This is a genomic window from Sphingomonas sp. GV3 (assembly GCF_031082075.1).
In the GTDB taxonomy this organism is placed as follows: domain Bacteria; phylum Pseudomonadota; class Alphaproteobacteria; order Sphingomonadales; family Sphingomonadaceae; genus Sphingomonas; species Sphingomonas beigongshangi.
Window position 1 is genome coordinate 1539645 of record NZ_JARWLE010000001.1, and the last position, 17756, is coordinate 1557400.

Genomic DNA, 17756 nt, shown 5'->3' on the forward strand with positions numbered 1-17756 from the left:
AAGGTTCAGTAACCGGCGCGATACCCCGAATAGCGGCAGGCTTCCTGGTCGTCGGGGTGCTTACGGCATTCCTTCGCCGCGTTCTTGCGCTCGCGGCCCTCCCTCGCCTCCTGCTTGCGCATCTTGCGGCCATAGTTGCGGTCGGACTCCGACTGGCTGGTCGTGGTCCAGTCGATCGCCTTGCCCGCAACCTGGAACGGTGCCTTCACGATCGTCGTCGCGGTGCTGATGCAGCCGCTCGTCGCGAGGCCGAGCAGGGGAAGCATGAGGGAGAATTTGCGCATTTACCGATGGTCCTCGGCGCCCTTGCGCGCCGCAACGCCCTCTAGCGGATAATCGGTGAAGAATCCGTCGATACCCTGCCGCAATGCGGCGCGGATTTCGCCCCGTATGTCGCCATGCGCATCGCCATCGCCGCCGCTGCGGAAGGGCGCGCGCAGGAACTGGTTCTCCGCACGGAAGGTCCAGGGATGGACGCGCAGCCCCGCCGCGTGCGCATCCGCGACCAGCGTGGACGGCATGTCGCCCCGCCACAGCTGCGCCTTGTTCGGTCCGATCCCCCAGGCATAGCCGGCGACCTGTCGCAGCCCCTCCGGCGTCAGCATCGCGGCATAGGACGGCGCGGCATGGTCGGCTGGTCCCCCTTCCCCGTCGACCAGCTGGATCAGGCGGATGCCGGTCATGCCATGGATACGCTTGAGATTGTCCACCTCGAACGACTGGATGAACACCGGCGCATCCGCGGTGGTCCAGCCGGCGGCTCTCAGCTGATCCACCAGGGCGACATCGGTCGGGTGACCGATAGCGGCGAAATAGGTCGGATGCTTGGTTTCGGGATAGATGGCGATCGTGCGCCCGAGTTCCTGCGAGCGGCGCTTGGCGAGCGCGATGATCTCCGCCAGCGTCGGCACCTCGAACCGGCCGTCATAGGCCGCGTTGGCGGACCGTACCGTCGGCAGACGTTCGCGCGCGCGCAGCGTCTTCAGTTCGGCCAGCGTGAAATCCTCGGTGAACCAGCCCGTCACCTGCTGGCCGTCGATCGTCTTCGTCGTGCGGCGGCCGGCGAATTCCGGATGCCGGGCAACGTCGGTGGTGCCGCCGATCTCATTCTCGTGCCGCGCGACGAGCACGTCGTCCTTGGTCGGCACCAGATCGGGCTCGATCACGTCCGCGCCCTGGTCGATCGCCAGCTCGTAGGCAGCGAGCGTATGCTCGGGCCGGTAACCGCTGGCGCCGCGATGGGCGATGACGATGGGCGGAGAAAGCGGGGCCGGCATCGCCGCACTCTGCCCGCCTGCCGTGCCATGCGCCAGTGCGACTGATTCGCAGCCGGAAACGAATAGCAGGCAGGGCGTTACGACATGGATTAACCAGGGGTTCCGTCGCATGCGCTTTACCATAAACGGGCAATCCTATCAGGCGGATGTCGACATCCGAACCTCGCTGCTCGACCTGTGCCGCGAGCATCTCGGCCTTACGGGCAGCAAGAAGGGATGCGACCACGGCCAGTGCGGTGCTTGCACCATGCTGGTGAATGGTCGCCGCGTGAACGGCTGCCTGACGCTCGCCGTGATGCATCAGGATGACGAGATCGTGACGATCGAGGGCCTGGGATCCCCCGAATCGCTCCATCCGATGCAGGCGGCTTTCGTCCGCCACGACGGCTATCAGTGCGGCTATTGCACGCCGGGGCAGATCTGCTCCGCGGTCGGCATGCTCGACGAGGTCAAGAAGGGCTGGCCGAGCCACGTCAGCGACGATCTTTCCGACCCGACATTCGACGATGGCGAGATCAGCGAGCGGATGAGCGGCAATCTGTGCCGGTGCTCCGCCTATCCCAATATCGTCGATGCGATCCGCGAGGTCGCCGCTTCGTCGGGCGACGCGAAGACCGCGCCGACGACCCGCGAGCCGGCGGAGGCGGGCGCATGAAGACCTTCACCTACGAAAAGGCGACGACCGTCGACGAGGCGGTGCGCGACATCGACCGGGCGGGCGCGAAGTTCATCGCGGGCGGCACCAATTTGCTCGACCTGATGAAGCTGCAGGTCGAGACGCCGGACAAATTGGTCGACATCAGCCGGCTGCCGCTGGGCGAGATCGAGGAGCGCGAGGATGGCGGCCTGACGATCGGCGCGCTGGTGCCGAACGCCGACCTTGCCGCCGATCCGCGCGTGATCGCCAAATACCCCGTGCTCAGCCGCGCGCTGCTGGCGGGCGCATCCGGGCAGCTGCGCAACAAGGCGACGACGGGCGGCAACCTGCTTCAGCGCACGCGCTGCTATTATTTCTATGATACGGCCATGCCGTGCAACAAGCGCGAGCCGGGCGCGGGCTGCTCCGCGATCGGCGGGTTCAACCGCATCCTCGCGGTGCTCGGCACATCCGAGCATTGCATCGCGACGCATCCCGGCGACATGCCCGTCGCGATGCGCGCGCTCGACGCGACGATCGTCACGCTCAAGGCGGACGGCGACAAGCGGCGGATCAGCATCCACGACTTCTACCGCCTGCCGGGCGACCGGCCTGACCTCGAGACCGTGCTGGAGCCGGGCGAGCTGATCACGCATGTCGAACTGCCCGCGCCGCCCGAAGGCCGGCAGGTCTATCGCAAGGTGCGCGACCGCGCGTCCTATGCTTTCGCGCTCGTGTCCGTGGCCGGCGTGGTTAAGGTCGCGGACGGAAAGATCGCCTCCGCCGCGCTGGCGTTCGGGGGCCTTGGCCCGATGCCGTGGCGCGACGGCGCGGTCGAGGCCGCTTTGGTCGGCCAGGCGCCGTCGGACGCCGCCTTCGCCGACGCTGCCGATGCGCTGCTCGCCGACGCGAAGGGCTATGGCAGCAACGACTTCAAGATTCCGCTCGCGCGCCGGGTCCTGATCGCCACCTTGCGCGAACTCACGGGAGAATGAGCATGTTCGGTTTCGGCAAGAGCGACACCAATGCGCTGACCATGGACAAGCCGCACCCCGACAGCCTGCTCGACACGGGCGCGCAGGGGGTGATCGGCAAGCCGATCGACCGGATCGACGGACCGCTCAAGGTGTCCGGCCGCGCGACCTATGCGGCGGAATACGACTTCCCCGATCTGGCTTACGGTTTCCTCGTCCGCGCGACGGTCGGCGCGGGCAAGGTGACGGAGGTGGACGCGGACTCGGTGCGCGGCCTGCCCGGCGTGATCGACGTCATCACCGACTACAAGACCTTCATCCGCAACCCCGGCCAGGGCGGCGACACGAACAAGCCGCCGCAGGGCGTCGCCGACGTCGCCTATTTCGGCGAGCCGATCGCGATCGTCGTCGCGGACAGCTACGAGGCGGCGCGTGATGCCGCGCAGCAGTTGCGCGTATCCTATGAGGCGAAGGAAGGCCGGTACAGTTTCGCCGCCTATCGCGAGCAACACGACAAGCCGCCAGAGGGCGTGATGCCGCCCTATACGGGCACCGGCGACCCCGACGCGGCGTTCGAGGGCGCCGCCGTGAAGATCGACGCGACCTATACCACGCCGAGCCAGAATTCGGCGGCGATGGAGCCGCACGCCAGCACCGCGGTGTGGGAAGGCGACGAGTTGCACCTCTACGGCGCCTATCAGATGTTGAGCACCGACCGCATCCAGCTGGCGAAGGCGATGGGCATGAAGCCCGACAAGGTGCGCATCATCGCGCGCTACGTCGGCGGCGGCTTCGGCTCGAAGCTGGGCATCGCGCCGGAAAGCGTCGCGGCGGCGGTCGCGGCGAAGGCGATCGGCCGTCCCGTGAAATGCGTGATGGCGCGCCAGCAGGTGTTCGACGCCACTGTCCGGCGCTCCAACACCGAGCAGCGGGTGCGGCTGGGCGCGGATGCGGACGGCAAGCTCGTGATGCTCGGCCACAACAGCCTCGTCTCGAACCTGCCAGAGGAAAGCTTCTTCGAGCCGTGCGGGCAGGCGACGCAGTTCCTCTATGCCGCGCCCAACATCACGATCACGCACGACATCGTGCGGCTCGACTGGCTGCTCGCCGCGTCGATGCGCGCGCCGGGCGAGGCGGTCGGCATGATCGCGCTGGAATGCGCGATGGACGAGCTGGCGGAGGCTGTCGGGCTGGATCCGATCGAGCTGCGCAAGCGTAACGAGCCGGGCGAGCATCCGATCGACCATATCCCCTTCTCGTCGCGCCAGCTGGTGCCGTGTATGGAGCGTGGCGCGGCGCTGTTCGGTTGGAGCAAGCGCAAGCCGGCGGCGGGCGATCGCCGCGGCGAGTGGCTGTACGGCATGGGCATGGCGGCCTCCGCCCGGTCCAACATGCTGCAGAAATCGAGCGCCAAGGTGTCCGTCGACGGCCAGGGCCATGCGACGGTCGAGACCGACATGACCGACATCGGCACCGGTACCTACACCATCCTGGCGCAGATCACCGCGGAGATCCTGGGCCTGCCGATCGACGACGTGACGGTGAAGCTGGGCGACACCGCCTTCCCGCCCGCCGCCGGATCGGGCGGGTCGTTCGGTGCCGGGTCGAGCGGCACGTCGGTCTATCTCGCCTGCGAAGCCCTGCGCGGCCAGATCGCCGACAAGATGGGGGTCGCGGCGGATGGTCTGACGCTGAAGGACGGGCGCGCCATCGGCGACAACCGCTCCGTACCGCTCGCGGAGCTGGTCGGCGACGGGATCGCCGCGACGGGCGAGGTCGCGCCCGGCAAGCAGGAGAAGGAAACGCTCCAGTCGAGCTATGGCGCGCATTTCTGCGAGGTGGCGGTCAACGCGGTGACCGGCGAGGTGCGGATCAAGCGCATGCTGGGCGTCTTCGCGGGCGGCCGCATCCTCAATGCGAAGACCGCGCGCTCGCAGATCCTCGGCGGCGTCACCTTCGGGATCGGTACGGCGCTGTCCGAGGAATTGATGCACGATCCGCGCAACGGCAAGATCGTTAATCGCGACCTTGGCGAATATCACGTCCCGGTGAATGCCGACGTGCCGCAGATCGATGTCGAATTCCTGTCGGAGCGCGATATCCACGCCAATCCGATGCACGCCAAGGGCCTGGGAGAACTCGGCATCTCCGGCGCCGGCGCGGCGGTGGCGAATGCGATCTACAATGCCACCGGCGTTCGCGCGCGCGACTTTCCGCTCACGCTCGACAAGTTGCTGGACGGGCTGCCGGCGGTGTAGTCGGCAGCGCCCTTCCCCCACCGCGGGGAAGGACGAGGACGGGCGACGCCGCGCCTTGCGAGGTGCGCCCGATATGCACCCCCTCCCCTGACCGGGAGGGGCTTTTTCGTCGAAAGGACACCAATGGCCGAGAACGATAGCGTCATCGCCGCGGCACGGAATTGGGCCGGCGAGCCGATGGCGTTGGCGACCGTCGTGTCGACCTGGGGCTCCGCGCCGCGCCCGCGCGGCAGCCACATGCTCGTCCATGCCGACGGCCGGTTCGAAGGTTCGGTTTCCGGTGGTTGCGTCGAGAGCGACATCCTGCAGACCGCGGCCAATGTCATCGCCGGCGCGCCCTTCCAACTGAAGCGCTACGGCGTCGCGGACGCTTCGGCTTGGGAGGTCGGCCTGCCGTGCGGCGGCGAGATCGCTGTCATGGTCCAGCCGGTGACCGCCGCCGGCTTCGATCCCGAACTGTTCGACCGCATCGCCGACGCGCGTACCGAGGGACGCGCGCTGACCGTGACCACCGACCTTGCCACCGGCCACAGCGACCTGCGGCCGCAGGAAACGGGGGAGGTGTTCGTCAATCGCTACGACCCGCCGCGGCGGCTGCTCATCGTCGGAGCGGTACAGATCGCGCAGGCGCTTGCGCGGTTATCGACGACGCTGGGCATCGAGACCGTGGTGATCGATCCGCGTGCGCGCTTCCTGACCGAAGAGCGCTTTCCCGGGACAACGCTCGACGACCGCTGGCCCGACGAGGCCGTCGCGGCATGGCGCCCCGGTCCCGCGACCGCCGTCGTGACGCTGAGCCACGACATCAAGATCGACGACCCCGCGCTGACCGCCGCGCTGGCAAGCGACGCCGCCTATGTCGGCGCACTGGGCAGCCGCAAGAGCCATGCAGCGCGGCGGGCAAGGCTCGCGGAGGCGGGACTGGACAGCGTGCAGATCGACCGGATCGACGGACCCGTCGGGATCGACATCGGTGCGGTCGGACCGTCCGAGATCGCGCTGTCGATCGCCGCCGCGATGGTGAAGGCCTTTCATGATCCGCGCTGAGGAATGCGTCCTCGTCCTGCTTGCCGCCGGACGATCGACGAGGATGGGCGACATCGGCAGCAAGCTCGACCAGCCGTTCCTGGGACGACCGCTGGGGCTGCATGTCGCGGTGGCGCTGGAGGACATGCCGTTCCGCGAACGCGTCGCCGTCTGCGGAAGCGCCGAATGCGATTATGCCCGGCACGGGTTCGCGATCGTCCGCAACGACGATCCCGCGCTCGGCCTGTCCAATTCCGTGCGGCTCGGCGTGGCGCGGGCGCGGGAGATCGGCGCGCGGGCGGTCGTGCTTGCCCTCGCCGACATGCCGCGCGTGACGGCGACGCATATCCATGCGTTGCTCGACGCGGCGGAGGGTGACGATGCGGTGGTGGCGTCGAGCGACGGCCGCCGCCCGAAGCCGCCGTGCGTGTTCGGGCGCAACCACTTCGATGCCCTCTGCGATCTCGAGGGTGACGAGGGTGCCCGGCGGCTGATCCTGGCGGGTAAGCACGTGGTCACGGTGCCAGCGGAGTTGATCGACGTCGACACGCCCGAGGAACTGGAGGAGCTGCGCCGGCTGGTCCATGCGCCGGAAGCAAGGACCCGATGGCGATAGCCTAAGCGGGCACGCGCATGAGCCGTGTTCCTGCGCACGCAGGAACCCAGAGCCTCGCACGCAATCGCCCGTAACCCTGGGCTCCCGCCTTCGCAGGAGCGCATCGAACGTCCTTGTCGGGGGCGTCGCCAGCGGCGCTAATCACTCGTGCCGCAGCGCGTCGATTGGGTTGAGCGCCGCGGCGCGTCGGGCCGGGAAATAGCCGAAGACGACGCCGATGATCGCCGAAATCGCGAAAGCGATGATGTTGATCTCCGGCACGAACAGGAACGGCAGATCGCCGAGCACGGACAGGAGGCCGACCGCCGCCTGCGCGAGCAGCAGGCCGATCAGCCCGCCCAGCATCGACAGCGCCACCGCCTCGACGAGGAACTGCGTCAGCACCTCGCGCGCGACCGCGCCGATCGCCAGGCGGATACCGATCTCGCGCGTGCGCTCCGTCACCGACACCAGCATGATGTTCATGATGCCGATGCCGCCGACGATCAGGCTGATCGCCGCCACCGCGGTGACGATGCGCGTCAGCAGCTGTGTCGTGCTGGTGAGCGTGTCGCTGATCTGCTTGGTGTCGAAGATGTTGAAATCGTCGTCCTTGCCGGCGGTGATGTTGCGGCGCTCGCGCAGCAGATCGGTGATCCCCGCCTGTACCGTGCTGGTCGAATAGGCCTGGTCGACGCCGACCAGCATCAGGCGGATGTCGCGATTGCCGGTGAAACGCCGCTGTACCGTCTTGATCGGCATGATGACGACATCGTCCTGGTCGCCGCCGAAACCGGCCTGCCCGCGCGTCGAGAGCACGCCGATCACGTCGCAGCTGATCGAACCGATGCGGAAGCGCGTGCCGACCGCCTCGCCGCCGCGCCACAGATTCTGACGCACCGTGCTGCCGATGATGCAAACCGCCCTGCCCGCGCTTTCCTCCTGCGGCGTCCAGTAGCGCCCGCTGGTCAGCGGCCAGGCCTGCACCTCGAAATACGCATTGGTGGTGCCGTTGATCGTCGTCTGCCAGTTCGCGCCCTCGTAGATCGCGGTGGCGCTCGCCTGTGCCTGCGGCGCGACGGCGGTGACGCCGGCGATCTGCTGCGCGATTGCGGTGACATCCTCGGGCTTGAACGGCGCGGGCGGCGGGCCGCCGCCGCCGCGCCCGAAGCCCTGGCCCGGGCGGATCTGGAGGATGTTGGTGCCGAGCGACGAGATGTTCTTCTGCACCTGTGCCGTGGTGGCGCGCCCGAGCGTCACCATCGTCACGACCGCCGCGACGCCGATGATGATGCCGAGCGTCGTCAGGAAAGAGCGCAGCTTGTGCCGTGCGATCGACCGGAGCGCGAGAAGAAGCGTGGTGCCGAACATCTATTGCGCCTTCCGCGACGGAACGCTGTCCGTCGCTACATTCGTCATTCCCGCGGAGGCGAAAATCCAGACACGCTGCCAATGCGCTTCCTGCGGGAAGCTCGGCGTGTCTGGAGCCCCGCCTTGGCGGGGATGACGATCGCCAGGAGCGCGCGCCGGAGCTCCCTCGCTCACGCCACCGGCTCCCCGGCGCGGTGGTTGGCCTCGATCCGCTCGACCAGCCCGTCCTTGAAATGAACCACGGTGTGCGCGAACGCCGCCATGTCGGGCTCGTGCGTCACCATCAGCACGGTGATCCCGCTGTTGGCGTTGAGGTCCGAAAGCAGTTCCATGATCTCCACCGAGCGTTCGGAATCGAGATTGCCGGTCGGCTCGTCGGCGAGCAGCACGTCGGGCTGCGTCACGATCGCGCGGGCGATGGCGACGCGCTGCTGCTGACCGCCGGACAGTTCGGCGGGCGTATGGTCCCACCATTTCGCCAGTCCGACCTTGTCCAGCGCCGCCATCGACGCCTCGCGCCGCGCCTGCTTGCTGTCGCCGCGATAGAGCAAGGGCAGCTCGACATTCTCCAGCGCCGTGGTCCGCGCCAGAAGGTTGAACCCCTGGAAGACGAAGCCTAGATATTTGCGGCGGAGCAAGGCGCGCTGGTCACGGTCGAGTGCCTCGACGTGATGGCCGCGGAACAGGAATTCGCCGCCCGTCGGCACGTCGAGGCATCCCAGGATGTTCATCGTCGTCGACTTGCCCGATCCCGACGCACCCATGACCGCGATGAAGTCGCGCGCGTGGATGTCCAGATCGATGCCCTTCAGCGCCTGGAACGCGGTCGCACCCTCGCCATAGGTCTTGGTGATGCCGCGCAGCCGGATCAGCGGGTCGCCGGCGGGCAGTGGCGGCGGCTTACTGGCCACGCTGGCCACCACCCGCCCCGGCACCGCCGCGCCGCCGGCCCGCGCCGCCACCGCTGCTGCTGCCATCGCTGCTCGCGAGCTGCCCGGTAATCACCTGCGCGCCGGGCTTCAGGCCGCCGCTCAGCACCTCGGTCATCTGGCCATTGGTCGCGCCGGTGGTCACCTGCACCGGCTGCGGCTGGCCGTCCGCGCCCTTGACGTAGACGGTCTGCGTCGCGCCATAGCCGACGGTCGCCTGGCGCTGGTTGTTCCGCCGCATCCGCCGCATCGTCAGCGATCCCGCGATGCCGTCGCCGTCCGACGACGCACCGCTCGTCGGCTTGAACCGCAGCGCCGCATTCGGGACGAGCAGCACGTTCTTCTTCTCGGAGGTGACGATGTCGGCGGTCGCCGTCATGCCGGGGCGCAGCTGCAGCGTCGGATTGGCCACCGTCAGATCGGCGGCGTAGGAGACGACCTGGTTGCTGGTCGCGGCCGTGCTGCTCGTCGAGGACGAGGAGGTGCTCGCCGCGCTCACAGTCAGGTTCGAACCGAGATTGACCCGCGTGATCGTCGCGGGAAACGTCTTGCCCGGAAAGGCATCGACGGTGAAGCTCGCCTTCTGGCCGGGCTTGACGCCGCCGACATCGGCTTCGTCGATCGCGACCTCAAGCTTCATGCTCGACAGATCCTGCGCGATCACGAACAGGGTCGGCGTGTTGAACGACGCCGCGACGGTCTGGCCGGGATCGACCTGCCGCGCCAGCACGACGCCGTTGACGGGCGAGCGGATGATCGCGCGCTGCCGCTGCGTCTCGCTCTGGGCGAGCAGCGCGCGGGAGGCCGCGACGTTCGCCTGCGCGGTCTTCAGCGCCGCGATGGCCCGCTGATAATCGGCACGGCCGGTCTGCAGTTCAGTGCCCGACGGAACGCGCCCCCCCGACAGCTTGTAGACATCTTCCAGCCGGGCGAGCTGCGCGCGGCTTTCCGCCACGGTGGCCTGCGCCTGGTTCACCTGGGCGACGTTGGCGGCGATCTGCGCCTGCTGCTGCTTGATCTGGTCGTCGATCTGCTGCGGATCGATCAGGGCGAGCGGCTGGCCCGCGGTGACACGGTCGTTGACGTCAACGACGACCTTGGTGACGAGCCCGGACAACTGCGAGCCGACGGTGACCTGCGTCGTCGGCGCGAGCTTGCCGGTGGCCGAGACGCTGACCGTCAGGTCGCCGCGATCCGCCGGCTGCGTAGCATAGTCCGCCGTTTTCTTGCCGCCGAAACAGCGGCTGACAAGCAGGCCGAGCAGGATCACGCCGATGACGATCAGTATCCATTTCAGGTAGCGTCGCCACGCCGGCACCGGCTTCACGCCCAGGAATTCGTCGGTCGTCTGCATTGCCGTGTCCTGGGCCATCAGCGGGTCTCTGTACCGGAAGGAAGCGGGGCGCCGCGTGCGGGCGCCTCGGGGATGACATTGGGGTCCCAGCCGCCGCCCAAGGCATTGTACAATGCGACGAGCGCCGTCGCCCTGTCCGACTGGGCCTGGGTCAGCCCGTTCTGCGCGGACAGAAGCGCCGATTCCTGCGTGTTGAGCGTGGTGAAATCGGTGAGACCAGTGCGATACTGGCTGCGCGCAAGGATCGCCGAATTGTTCGCCGCCTCGTAGGCGATGCGGAACTGCGTCTCGCGCCGACGCGCGGTATCGAGCGCGACGATCGCGTTCTCGATATCCTCCAGCGCAGTCAGTACCGTCCCCTTGTAGGCGGCATAGGCGGCATCGGTCGCCGCCTCGTTAGCGCGCACGACGCTGCGCAGCCGGCCGCCGTTGAAAATCGCCTGGGTCAGACCGGCGAACAGGCTGCCGGTAATGGCGCTCCCCAGGCTGCCCAACCCCGTCGCATTGGTGTTGACGTTGCCGGAGATCGCCAGCGCCGGATAGAGTGCCGCCTTGGCGACGCCGATCCGCGCCGTCGCCGCCGCGAGGGTCCGTTCAGCGGAGCGGACGTCGGGACGCCGGCGAAGCGCGTCGGCGGGGATGCCGACGCCGACCGTCTCCGGTCCGCGCGGGATCGGGCGCGCCGCCGCGAGCTGGCCGCGCAATGCGCCCGGGGCCTGTCCGGTCAGCACGCCGAGCCGCGCTACCGCGGCGGCATATTGCTGCTCGATCTGCGGGACGGTCGCGGCGGTCTGCGCACGCTGGCTGCGCGCCTGCTCGACGTCGACCGACGAGACGAGTCCCGCCTGCACGCGGAAACCCGCGATCTCCAGATTGTCGTCCTGTATCGCGAGGCTGGCACGCGCATTGACGAGCTGCGCCTGATAGGCGCGGGCCAGGATATAGTTGCTCGCCACCTCGCTCTCGACCGTCAGCAACGCCGTGGCGTAGTCGAACCCGCTGGCCTGATATTGCGCGCGGCTCGACTCGACGGTGCGGCGCACCTCGCCGAACAGGCCAAGCTGGTAGCTGGCGGAGAGACCGGCGGAAAAACTGTTGCTGCCGCCCCCGCCCGTATCGACGACCGTGCCGTCCGGCAGCGTGAACGACCGGCCGCCGCCGCGCAGATTCTCGTTGCGTTGATAGCCCGCCGATCCCGACAGCGTCGGCAACAGCTGCGCACGGCTTTGCACCAGGGCCTCACGCGCCTGACGCAGCCGCGCCACTGCCTGTGCGACGTCGGTATTGGCCTGGCGCGCCTGTTCGACGAGCTGCCCGAGAACGGGATCGTCGAAGTTCGACCACCAGCGCGTCAGATCCTCCGGCGTCTGCGGCGCGGGAACCGAATAGCCTGCCGGCACCCCGAGTTCGGCCGCCGTCCTCGGCCGATAATCCGGCCCGACGGTACAGCCGGCGAGCGCCGCGGTCAGCAGAAGGAAGGCGGGGGCACGGGACATGGCGTGATGTGTGGCCAACACACCCGCCACCTGTCCAGCCTTAATCTGTCGCAGAATGTCGCGGCTGTCATGTTACTCGAGTTCGAGGATCACCTGATCGACGGCCAAGCTGTCGCCCGCTGCGGCGCTCAGCGCCTTGACGGTGCCGCTCTTTTCGGCGCGCAGGATGTTCTCCATCTTCATCGCCTCGACCACCGCGAGCGGCTGGCCGGCCTCGACCTTGTCGCCGGCGGCAACGTCGAGACGGACGAGCAGGCCCGGCATCGGCGCGATCAGGAACCGCGACAGATCCGGCGGCACCTTCTCGATCAGATGCTGCGCGAAGGGCGCGACATGCGCCGGCAGCACGCGCGCGACGTGGCTGGCGCCGCGGGTCGTCAGCCGGAAGCCGCTGCGCGTCGGCGCGATGCGGACCGACAGCCGCTCGTCCTCACCAAGCTCCGCCTCGATCATCCGATCGCCGGGCGTATATTCGATGCCGATCTCCAGCGGCGCGCCGTCGACGGTGATGCCGTCGGTCGAGACGCCGACGGCATGATCGACGCCGCCGATCCGCACCGTCCAGTCGGCCGGCGGGCGCAGGCGATGGCCGAGTTGTCCATCGACCCGCCGCGCACGGTCCGCCTGCGCGGTCGCGGCAAAGGCGGCAACCGCCGCAAGCTCGCGCAGCAGGCCGTCCGACGCGGGCGCGCCATGGAAGCCCTCGGGATATTCCTCCGCGATGAAGCCGGTGGTCAGCCGTCCTTCGCGGAAGCGCGGATGCTGCATCAGGGCCGACAGGAAATCGATGTTGGTGCCCGGCCCCTCGATCTCGAACGCGTCCAGCGCTGCGATCTGCGCATCGATCGCCGCCTCGCGCGTCGGCGCCCAGGTGATCAGCTTGGCGATCATCGGATCGTAGAACATGCTGACCTCGCCACCCTCGGCGACGCCGTCGTCGACGCGGACGATGGCCTGGGGCTCGGCGTGCCCTTCCCCCTCACCGTCATCCCCGCGCAGGCGGGGATCAAGAGACGCGGCGTCCGCGGCTCCATCGGCGACATGGGTTATGGATCCAAGCCTGCGCGTCGATGACGGACGTCCGTCTGCGGCCTCGCTCGCCGGCGGCGGATTGTACCGCACCAGCCGGCCGATGCTCGGCAGGAAGCCGCGATATGGATCCTCGGCATAGACGCGGTTCTCGACCGACCAGCCGTTGATCCCCACATCCGCCTGACTGAAGGCGAGGCGCTCGCCGTAAGCGACGCGGATCATCTGCTCGACGAGGTCGAGGCCGGTAATCTCCTCGGTCACCGGATGCTCGACCTGCAGCCGCGTATTCATCTCGAGGAAGTAGAAGCTCTCGCCGGTCGTATCCGCGCCCGAGACGATCAGCTCGACCGTGCCGGCCGAGTAATAGCCCACCGCACGCGCCAGCGCGACCGCCTGCTCACCCATCGCGGCGCGCATCTTCGGCGTGACAAAAGGCGACGGCGCTTCCTCCACCACCTTCTGGTGGCGGCGCTGCACCGAGCATTCGCGCTCGTTGAGATAGACGATGTTGCCGTGCTGATCGCCGAGCACCTGGATTTCGATATGGCGCGGGCTCTCGATGAACTTCTCGATGAAGACGCGGTCGTCGCCGAAGGACGCAAGTCCTTCCCGCTTCGTCGCCTCGAAACCCTCGCGCACGTCCTGTTCGCTCCAGGCAAGGCGCATGCCCTTGCCGCCGCCGCCGGCGGACGCCTTCATCATCACCGGATAGCCGATGTCGGACGCGATCCGCACCGCCTCGTCGGTGTCGGCGATCTCGCCGAGATAGCCGGGCACGACGTTGACGCCGGCCTGCTTGGCCAGCTTCTTCGATTCGATCTTGTCGCCCATCGCCGCGATCGCGTTCGGCGGCGGCCCGACGAAGGCGATCCCCGCCTCCGCGCACGCCCGCGCGAAGCTCTCCCGCTCGGACAGGAAGCCATAGCCGGGGTGAATGCAATCGGCGCCGGTCTCCTTGGCGGCGAGCAGGATCAGCTCGGCCTTCAGATAGCTCTCCGCCGCCGGCGCCGGCCCGAGCCGCACCGCCTCGTCCGCCATCAGCACATGCGGGCTGCGCGCGTCGGCATCGGAATAGACCGCGACGGTCTTGATCCCCATCCGCCTGGCGGTGCGGAACACGCGGCAGGCGATCTCACCGCGATTGGCGACCAGGATTTTCTTGAACATCCTCTTCTCCCCACCCGCTTGCGGGAGGGGCCGGGGAGGGCCTGTCCACGCGCGGGCATTGTCTGGTGTCGGGAGGACGCCCCTCCCCTAGCCCCTCCCGCATGCGGGAGGGGGGACTTACTCCGCCGCCTCCGCCAGCCGGCACTCCGCCGCCATCGGCGTGACGCCCAGCTTGGCGAACAGCGCGGCGTCCTTGTCGTCGCCGGCATTGCCCGCCGTCAGCAGCTTGTCGCCGGTGAAGATCGAATTGGCGCCTGCCATGAAGCACAGGGCCTGCGTCGCCTCGGACATGCTCTCGCGGCCCGCCGACAGGCGCACCATGCTTTCGGGCATGGTGATGCGCGCCACCGCGACGGTGCGGACGAATTCGATGTCGTCGATTTTGGCGAGCGGCGTGTCGGCCAGCATGTCGCCGAGCACCGTGCCCTTCACCGGCACCAGCGCATTGACCGGCACGCTGCCGGGATGCTCGGGCAAGGTGGCGAGCGCATGGATGAAGCCGACGCGATCCTCGCGCGTCTCGCCCATGCCGACGATGCCGCCGCAACAGACGTTGATCCCCGCCGACCGCACCGCGTCGAGCGTGTCGAGCCGCTCCTGGAACGTCCGCGTCGTGATCACGTCGCCGTACCGCTCCGGCGAGGTATCAATGTTGTGATTGTAGTAATCGAGCCCCGCCGCCGCGAGCCGCTGCGCCTGATGCGGCTCGAGCATGCCGAGCGTCATGCAGGTCTCCATGCCCATCGCGCGCACACCCTCGACCATCGCGACGATCGCGTCCATGTCGCGGTCCTTGGGATTGCGCCACGCCGCGCCCATGCAGAAGCGGGTCGACCCATTGTCCTTCGCCTGCGCCGCCTTCTGCAGCACGGCACGCACGTCCATCAGCTTGGTCGCCTTGACGCCGCTCTCCGCGCTGACCGATTGCGAGCAATAGCCGCAATCCTCCGGGCAGCCGCCGGTCTTGATCGACAACAGGGTCGACAATTGCACCTGGCTCGGCGCGTGATGCGCGCGATGCACGCCCTGCGCCTGCCACACAAGTTCGTCGAACGGCAGGTCGAACAAGGCTGCGATCTCGTCGCGGGTCCAGTCGTTACGGGTCATGTCAGGATCGCCGGTGTGAAGTTGTACAGGAACGCGCCGACCCCGCCCGAAAGCAGGAGGCTGACGGCCGCTTGCGCGATACGGATCGCCCGCGCAACCTTGTCGCGCGGTTGCGGCGTCACCTCGAGGCCGGCGAGGTGGGACGCCATCAACAGGCTGACGACGCCGGCCAGGCCGATGAAGCCGAGAATGACGATCAGCTGCTTGTGCTCGAACCTCGTGCCCTGTCCGTCGGCGAAGGCGAAGACGCCGCCCAGCGAGACGAGCGCGATGCCGGTCGCATGCTTGAAGAAATCATAGGACCGGCCGAACGGCAGCTCGCCCTCCGGCGCGTCGTCCGCCTCGATCACGCGGCTTCCTCCTCGGGCGGCATGTTGTGGCCGAGCAGGCGCAGCACGTCCTCCGCCGCCTTGATCAGGTTCGTGCCGGGACCGAAGATCGCCTGCACGCCCGCATCCCGCAGCATCTGGTAATCCTGTGCCGGGATGACGCCGCCGGCGATCACCTTGATGTCCGGCCGCCCCGCATCCTTCAGGTGGCCGATCAGCTCGGGGATGAGCGTCTTGTGGCCCGCCGCAAGGCTCGAAGCGCCGACGACGTCGACCTGCTTCTCCAGCGCCAGCGCGCTCGCTTCCTTCGGCGTCTGGAACAGCGGTCCCGGCACGACCTCGAAGCCGAGGTCGCCGAACATGGAGCTGACCAGATTGGCGCCGCGATCGTGGCCGTCCTGCCCCATCTTGGCGACGAGCATGCGAGGCTTGCGCCCGAGCCGGCGCTCGGTCGCCTCGACGCCGCGCACCAGCCGCGCCCAGCGCTCGTCGTCGGTATACGCGCCGCCATAGACGCCCTTCACGGGCTTGGGATGCGTGCCGAACCGGCCGAACACGTCCTCCATCGCCGCCGAGATCTCGCCCAGCGTCGCACGCGCCCGCGCCGCTTCGACCGCAAGCGCGAGCAGATTGTCACCGCCCCGCGCACCTTCGCGCAGCGCATCGAGCGCACGCTGGCACGCGGCCTCGTCGCGCGTCGCCTTGACGCGTTCGATGCGGCGGATCTGCGCCTCGCGCACCGCGACATTGTCGACGTCGAGAATGTCGATCGGCGCCTCGTCCGCGAGACGGTATTTGTTGACGCCGACGATCACGTCCTCGCCCCGGTCGACCCGCGCCGCCCGCGCCGCCGCCGCCTCCTCGATCATCGCCTTGGGCCAGCCGGCGGCGACCGCCTTGGCCATGCCGCCCTCGCGCTCGACCCGCTCGATGATCGCCCAGGCGCCGTCGACCAGGCTCTTCGTCAGGCTTTCGACGTAATAGCTGCCGCCGAGCGGGTCGACGACCTTGGTCATCCCCGTCTCTTCCTGCAGCACGATCTGGGTGTTGCGCGCGATACGCGCGGAGAAGTCGGTGGGCAGCGCGATCGCCTCGTCGAGCGCGTTGGTGTGCAGCGACTGGGTGCCGCCCAGCATAGCCGCCATCGCCTCGATCGTGGTGCGCATGACGTTGTTGTACGGGTCCTGCTCGGTCAGCGACACGCCGCTGGTCTGGCAATGGGTGCGCAGCATCTTGGACCGTTCGTCCTTCGCGCCCAGCTGCGTCATCGCCCGATGCCACAGTACCCGCGCCGCGCGCAGCTTCGCCACCTCCATGAAGAAGTTCATGCCGATCGCGAAGAAGAAGCTCAGCCGCCCGGCGAACTTGTCGATGTCGAGGCCCGACGCCACGCCGTATTTCACATAGTCGATGCCGTCGGCGATGGTGAAGGCGAGCTCGTGGAGCTGCGTCGCCCCAGCCTCCTGCATGTGATAGCCGCTGATCGAGATGCTGTTGAACTTCGGCATCTCGCGCGACGTATAGGCGAAGATGTCCGAAATGATCCGCATGCTCGGCTCGGGCGGATAGATGTAGGTGTTGCGGACCATGAACTCCTTGAGGATGTCGTTCTGGATGGTCCCGTCGAGCAATTTGCGGTCGACGCCCTGTTCCTCGCCGGCGACGATGAAGAAGGCGAGGATCGGGATCACCGCGCCGTTCATCGTCATGGAGACCGACATCCGGTCGAGCGGGATGCCGTCGAACAGGATCTTCATGTCCTCGACGGTGTCGATCGCGACGCCGGCCTTGCCGACGTCGCCCGTCACGCGCGGATGGTCGCTGTCATAGCCGCGGTGCGTCGCGAGGTCGAAGGCGACGGACAGGCCCTTCTGCCCCGCGGCGAGGTTGCGACGGTAGAAGGCGTTCGATTCCTCGGCGGTCGAAAAGCCGGCGTACTGGCGGATCGTCCATGGCCGGCCCGCGTACATCGACGCGCGAACACCGCGCGTGAACGGCGCGAAGCCAGGCAGGCCCGGGTCCCAGCCTTCGACATCGGCCTCGGTGTAGAGCGGCTTGACGTCGATCCCCTCAGGCGTGTGCCAGGTCAGGTCCTTGCCCTTCACCTCCCTGGTTGCGGCGGCCTGCCAGTCGGCGAGGGTCGGGCGCGGCGACGGTTCGGGCTGCGCCGCAGGAGCACGGGTGCTGCCCGCGTCCTCGCCCAG

At 68.2% G+C, this 17756-nt stretch carries 15 protein-coding genes; 5 read left to right on the forward strand and 10 right to left on the reverse strand.

The window, feature by feature from the left end:
- Positions 1-5: 5 nt before the first annotated feature.
- Entirely contained in the window at positions 6-284 is a 279-nt protein-coding gene (locus RF701_RS07215) for a hypothetical protein (protein ID WP_308814534.1), read from the reverse strand.
- A complete protein-coding gene (locus RF701_RS07220; RefSeq protein ID WP_210358157.1) occupies positions 285-1277 on the reverse strand; it encodes a glycerophosphodiester phosphodiesterase in 993 nt (330 codons plus the stop codon). It abuts the gene before it with no gap.
- 109 nt (positions 1278-1386) lie between these two features.
- On the opposite strand from RF701_RS07220, the gene RF701_RS07225 reads away from it, so the two are divergent.
- From RF701_RS07225 to RF701_RS07245, 5 genes are all read left to right on the forward strand, one after another.
- Positions 1387-1932: a 2Fe-2S iron-sulfur cluster-binding protein gene (locus RF701_RS07225; protein WP_308814535.1), complete on the forward strand. Its 546-nt coding sequence runs from the start codon at positions 1387-1389 to the stop codon at positions 1930-1932.
- Positions 1929-2909, forward strand: a complete 981-nt coding sequence (locus RF701_RS07230; RefSeq protein ID WP_308814536.1) for a xanthine dehydrogenase family protein subunit M — start codon at positions 1929-1931, stop codon at positions 2907-2909. The genes RF701_RS07225 and RF701_RS07230 overlap by 4 nt, the downstream gene beginning before the upstream one ends.
- A 2-nt stretch (positions 2910-2911) precedes the next feature.
- Positions 2912-5146, forward strand: a complete 2235-nt coding sequence (locus RF701_RS07235; protein WP_210358160.1) for a xanthine dehydrogenase family protein molybdopterin-binding subunit — start codon at positions 2912-2914, stop codon at positions 5144-5146.
- 123 nt (positions 5147-5269) lie between these two features.
- Positions 5270-6193 (forward strand): XdhC family protein, encoded by a 924-nt coding sequence (locus RF701_RS07240; RefSeq protein WP_308814537.1) that lies wholly within the window; start codon positions 5270-5272, stop codon positions 6191-6193.
- Positions 6180-6788 (forward strand): nucleotidyltransferase family protein, encoded by a 609-nt coding sequence (locus RF701_RS07245; protein ID WP_308814538.1) that lies wholly within the window; start codon positions 6180-6182, stop codon positions 6786-6788. Before RF701_RS07240 ends, RF701_RS07245 begins: the two co-directional genes overlap by 14 nt.
- 141 nt (positions 6789-6929) lie before the next feature.
- Here the strand turns inward: RF701_RS07245 and RF701_RS07250 are convergent, their stop codons facing one another.
- The 8 genes from RF701_RS07250 to scpA form a co-directional block, all read right to left on the reverse strand.
- Positions 6930-8138, reverse strand: a complete 1209-nt coding sequence (locus RF701_RS07250; RefSeq protein ID WP_203309660.1) for an ABC transporter permease — start codon at positions 8136-8138, stop codon at positions 6930-6932.
- 170 nt (positions 8139-8308) lie between these two features.
- Positions 8309-9028 carry an ABC transporter ATP-binding protein gene (locus tag RF701_RS07255; protein ID WP_308815629.1) on the reverse strand — a complete coding sequence of 240 codons (720 nt, stop codon included), beginning with the start codon at positions 9026-9028 and terminating at the stop codon, positions 8309-8311.
- 10 nt (positions 9029-9038) lie between these two features.
- Entirely contained in the window at positions 9039-10439 is a 1401-nt protein-coding gene (locus RF701_RS07260) for an efflux RND transporter periplasmic adaptor subunit (RefSeq protein WP_210358163.1), read from the reverse strand.
- Complete coding sequence (locus tag RF701_RS07265; RefSeq protein WP_308814540.1) at positions 10439-11917, reverse strand: efflux transporter outer membrane subunit; 1479 nt, start codon at positions 11915-11917, stop codon at positions 10439-10441. Before RF701_RS07265 ends, RF701_RS07260 begins: the two co-directional genes overlap by 1 nt.
- Before the next feature lie 72 nt (positions 11918-11989).
- Positions 11990-14116: an acetyl/propionyl/methylcrotonyl-CoA carboxylase subunit alpha gene (locus RF701_RS07270; RefSeq protein ID WP_308814541.1), complete on the reverse strand. Its 2127-nt coding sequence runs from the start codon at positions 14114-14116 to the stop codon at positions 11990-11992.
- A 117-nt stretch (positions 14117-14233) separates the two neighbouring features.
- Positions 14234-15223, reverse strand: coding sequence for a biotin synthase BioB (bioB, locus tag RF701_RS07275; RefSeq protein WP_288938381.1), 990 nt, complete (start codon positions 15221-15223; stop codon positions 14234-14236).
- Positions 15220-15573 carry a hypothetical protein gene (locus RF701_RS07280; RefSeq protein ID WP_308814542.1) on the reverse strand — a complete coding sequence of 118 codons (354 nt, stop codon included), beginning with the start codon at positions 15571-15573 and terminating at the stop codon, positions 15220-15222. Before RF701_RS07280 ends, bioB begins: the two co-directional genes overlap by 4 nt.
- Positions 15570-17756: a methylmalonyl-CoA mutase gene (scpA, locus tag RF701_RS07285; RefSeq protein ID WP_210358296.1), complete on the reverse strand. Its 2187-nt coding sequence runs from the start codon at positions 17754-17756 to the stop codon at positions 15570-15572. The genes RF701_RS07280 and scpA overlap by 4 nt, the downstream gene beginning before the upstream one ends.